The organism is Paracoccus sp. NIOT.M2S5SZ12 (genome assembly GCF_057748165.1).
Genome location: NZ_JBYLFR010000047.1, coordinates 1 through 3,930, shown reverse-complemented (window position 1 = coordinate 3,930; position 3,930 = coordinate 1). Strand labels below are relative to the sequence as shown.

Here is a 3,930-nt window from a genome sequence, read left to right as displayed (position 1 = left end):
GCTCCCGCGCTTCCTGAGCGCAGCGTTGTAGGCAGACCAGTTGGTGGTGCGGTAGCGGGCGGGCTTGGGCTTGCTCATGCTGCCCATCTAACCGCATGGATTCACCAAGTGAATCCTTCACGGGGAGAGTTCTGCAACAACGCCTTACCGCGGCAAAAGACAAGATTGTTCGCAGGGCCGACGCCATTGTCAAAGACAATGAAAGAGAAAAGAGCTTTCACCTTGATGCATACTGCTTTGATTCCAATTCTGAGAGAACCCTCTTTTGGGACCTTCTTCGAGAAAAACGCGTAAAGCAAATCTACTTCACTGGCATGCTGACACATGGCCAGTCTGATTTCTTTGTTCAATATATTGACCCTGAAAGCCGCACAGTTCGGAGCTACTACCCTGACTTCATCTTCTTGAGAGAGGAGCCAGATGGTACCGAGAAGTATGTCATTGTGGAGGTAAAGGGGGATCATCAGGTTGATGATGCCGTCGTTCAAGCCAAGAAGGACTTTGCGCAGCAGATCGCTGCGGCCAGCGGCATGGAGTATCAAATCATCAAATCCACTGATGCCGACCAGAACAGGTTCAGGATGTTGTTGTAATCCCCCCTCCTCTGGTTCCTCCCCGGTCCAGAACGTATGCGGGGGGGCGCAGCGCGGCGGTTCGCTAGCGTGAGGCATTTTCACCGGGGAAGCCAGGCGGAAGCCACCTTGCGACCCGGAGCCGGAATTCGTGAGTCAGATCAGAGACTTGCGGAATCACGATCTGGCCGGGGTGGATTCCCGGCGGGAAGCCAGGGAAGCCACCTTCGGGGAAGCCAGGTGGCCGGAAGCCACCCCGGAAGGCCAATTCGTCAGAAGCTGTTGAATCCGCTTCATTTTTCGGGTTGACAGACCTGCCCCCATTGACCTACCCCTTGATCATCGAAGAATTGCGCCCGGAGGACCCCCCTCGCGGGCGCTTTTCATTTCCCTCCCCCACATCCCGAGCCCCACCCCATGGACCTCGTCTTCGCGCCGAGCCAGGTTGAATCCTGGCCGATTGCCCGGCTGCGCCCCTATGTCCGCAATGCCAAGATGCACGGCGACGACCAGGTGGCGAAGATCGCCGCCAGCATGGCCAAGTTCGGCTGGACCGTGCCCTGCATGGTGGCCGACGATGGCGAGTTGATCGCGGGCCATGGCCGGGTGCTGGCCGCGACCATGCTCGGGCTGACCGAGGTGCCGGTGATCCGGCTCAGCCATCTCGACGAGGCAGAACGCCGGGCCTACCGGATCGCCGACAACAAGCTGACAGAACTGGGCGAATGGGACGAGGCGCTGCTGCGCGACGAGATTGCGGGGCTGCTGGCCGAGGATTTCGACCTGACGCTCTTGGGCATCAGCGAGGATGATCTGGACGCCCTGCTGCGGGATCCCGAGGCGCTGGGCGGCGATGGCCCGGTCGAGGGCGAGGACGATGTTCCGGAGCTGCCGGTCACGCCGGTGTCGGTGCCGGGCGACCTGTGGCAGCTGGGCGCGCATCGGCTGATCTGTGGCGACAGCACCGCGGCCGAAGTGGTCGGGCGGCTGCTGGGCGATGTGCGTCCCCTGCTGATGGTGACCGATCCGCCCTATGGCGTGGAGTATGATCCCTCCTGGCGCAACCAGGCGGGCGCGGCAAAGACCAAACGCACCGGCAAGGTGCTGAACGACGACCGCGCCGACTGGCGCGAGGCCTGGGCGCTTTTCCCCGGCGACGTCGCCTATGTCTGGCACGGGGCGCTGCATGCCGCCACCGTGGCCGACAGCCTTGTGGCCGAAGGCTTCGCCATCCGGTCGCAGATCATCTGGGCAAAGGATCGGCTGGTGCTCAGCCGCGGCGATTACCACTGGCAACACGAACCGTGCTGGTATGCCGTTCGCGCGAAGGGAAAGGGTCACTGGGCGGGGGACCGCAAGCAGACCACGCTGTGGCAGATCGCCAACCGGGATCAGGACGCCGACACCGTGCATGGCACGCAGAAGCCGGTCGAATGTATGCGGCGGCCGATCCTGAACAACTCCAGCCCCGGCCAGGTAGTCTACGAGCCCTTCATGGGTTCCGGCACCACGCTGATCGCGGCCGAAACCACCGGGCGGGTCTGCTTCGGGGTCGAGTTGAACCCGGCCTATATCGATGTCGCCATCGAGCGCTGGCAGTCCTTCACCGGCCAAGAGGCGGTACTGGCGGAAACCGGCGAGAGTTTCGATGCCCTCAAGGCCAAGAGGCTCGCGGCATGAACGCGCCCCTTCTGCCCGGCCGGATCGAACACTGGCCCTTGGCCCGCCTCCGCCCCTACGCGCGTAACGCCAAGACCCACGACGCCGACCAGGTGGCGAAGATCGCCGCCAGCATGGCCGAGTTCGGCTGGACTGTTCCCTGCCTCGTCGCCGCCGATGGCGAGTTGATTGCAGGCCATGGCCGCATCCTGGCCGCTGGCCAGCTCGGGCTGGCCGAGGCGCCGGTCATCGTGCTGGGCCATCTGACCGAGGCGCAGCGCCGCGCATATCGGATCGCCGACAACAAGCTGACCGAACTGGGCGGGTGGGACGACGCGCTGCTGCTCGAGGAAATGCGCGGGCTGATGGCCGAGGATTTCGACCTCGGGCTGATCGGCATCCCCGAGGAGGAGCTGGACGCGCTGCTGCACGATGCCGACGACCGCGCGTCCATCGAAGATGACACAGCCGACACCATCCCGGAGGCTCCGACCGAACCGATCACAAAGCCCGGCGACATCTGGCAGCTCGGGCATCACCGGCTGATCTGCGGCGATGCCACCGACCCGGCCGTGGTGGCCCGGCTGATGGACGGGGCGCTGGCGTCGCTGATGTTCACCTCCCCGCCCTATGCCCAGCAGCGCGACTACGGCGCGGCAAAGGAAAAGGTCGGCGATTGGGATGCGCTGATGCAGGGCGTCTTCGCCGCGGCCCCGATCACCGTCGATGCCCAACTGCTGGTGAACCTCGGCCTCGTTCACCGCGATGGCGAATGGATCCCGTATTGGGAAAGCTGGGTCAACTGGATGCGCGCGCAGGGCTGGCGGCGCTTTGGCTGGTATGTCTGGGACCAGGGGCCCGGACTGCCGGGCGACTGGAACGGGCGACTGGCACCGTCGCATGAGTTCATCTTCCACTTCAACCGCCAGCCGCGGAAGCCGAACAAGACGGTGGAGAGCAAGCACGCGGGCGAAACGCTCGGCGGGGGCGGCCTGCGCGGGGCCGACGGCACGGTCCACCGCAAGACCGGATACGGCAACGCCATCCAGAGCCACCGTATCCCGGACAGCGTGTTCCGGATCATGCGGCACAAGGGCGGTCTGGGCGCCGCCGGATCGCACCCGGCCGTGTTCCCGGTGGCGCTGGTCGAGGCGGTGCTGGAGGCCTTCACCGATCCCGGCGACCTGGTGTTCGAACCCTTCTGCGGCTCCGGCACTCAACTGATCGCCGCCGAACGCACCGGGCGGCACTGCCGCGCGGTGGAACTGGACCCTGTTTATTGCGACGTCGCCGTGCGGCGGTGGGAGATGGCGACTGGGCGGAAGGCAGAGCGACCATCGATTGACCAGATCGGATAATGTACCCACATATTTGATCTGGACAGAGCGATGTTGGCCTAAAGGGTCCGAAACCAAATGCCTGCTGACACAGAAAACGAGCCGAACTTTGACGAGATCAAGCGGCTTTTGGCACGTGGCCTAGTCATGAACACCGCCAAAGAAGTAGCGGAGGGGAAAAGAGACGAAGCTTTCGAAGTAGCCCGTGCGGACGAAGAGCGCACACTCCGCACCTGGTGCCGTGGAAAAAAGAACATCCCTACTGCCCTAGTACTACAGTTGCGCATTGATGCGCAACTTCCGATGTGCGATGGCAGCGATCGCTTGATGTTCTCGTCGCCATCGTGACCAGTCCCAGACAA

The 3,930-nt window shown here is 63.6% G+C and carries 4 protein-coding genes; all 4 read left to right on the top strand.

Annotation, left to right across the window (positions count from 1 at the left end):
- Positions 1 to 95: 95 nt before the first annotated feature.
- The 4 genes from AC2SGK_RS18090 (at position 96) to AC2SGK_RS18075 (ending at position 3,916) form a co-directional block, all read left to right on the top strand.
- Positions 96 to 593, top strand: coding sequence for a TnsA endonuclease N-terminal domain-containing protein (locus AC2SGK_RS18090; RefSeq protein ID WP_488324773.1), 498 nt, complete (start codon positions 96 to 98; stop codon positions 591 to 593).
- Positions 594 to 989: 396 nt separating this feature from the next.
- Positions 990 to 2,252, top strand: a complete 1,263-nt coding sequence (locus AC2SGK_RS18085; protein ID WP_488324772.1) for a site-specific DNA-methyltransferase — start codon at positions 990 to 992, stop codon at positions 2,250 to 2,252.
- Complete coding sequence (locus AC2SGK_RS18080; protein ID WP_488324771.1) at positions 2,249 to 3,589, top strand: site-specific DNA-methyltransferase; 1,341 nt, start codon at positions 2,249 to 2,251, stop codon at positions 3,587 to 3,589. The genes AC2SGK_RS18085 and AC2SGK_RS18080 overlap by 4 nt, the downstream gene beginning before the upstream one ends.
- Positions 3,590 to 3,646: 57 nt before the next feature.
- Positions 3,647 to 3,916 (top strand): hypothetical protein, encoded by a 270-nt coding sequence (locus AC2SGK_RS18075; protein ID WP_488324770.1) that lies wholly within the window; start codon positions 3,647 to 3,649, stop codon positions 3,914 to 3,916.
- Positions 3,917 to 3,930 lie beyond the last annotated feature (14 nt).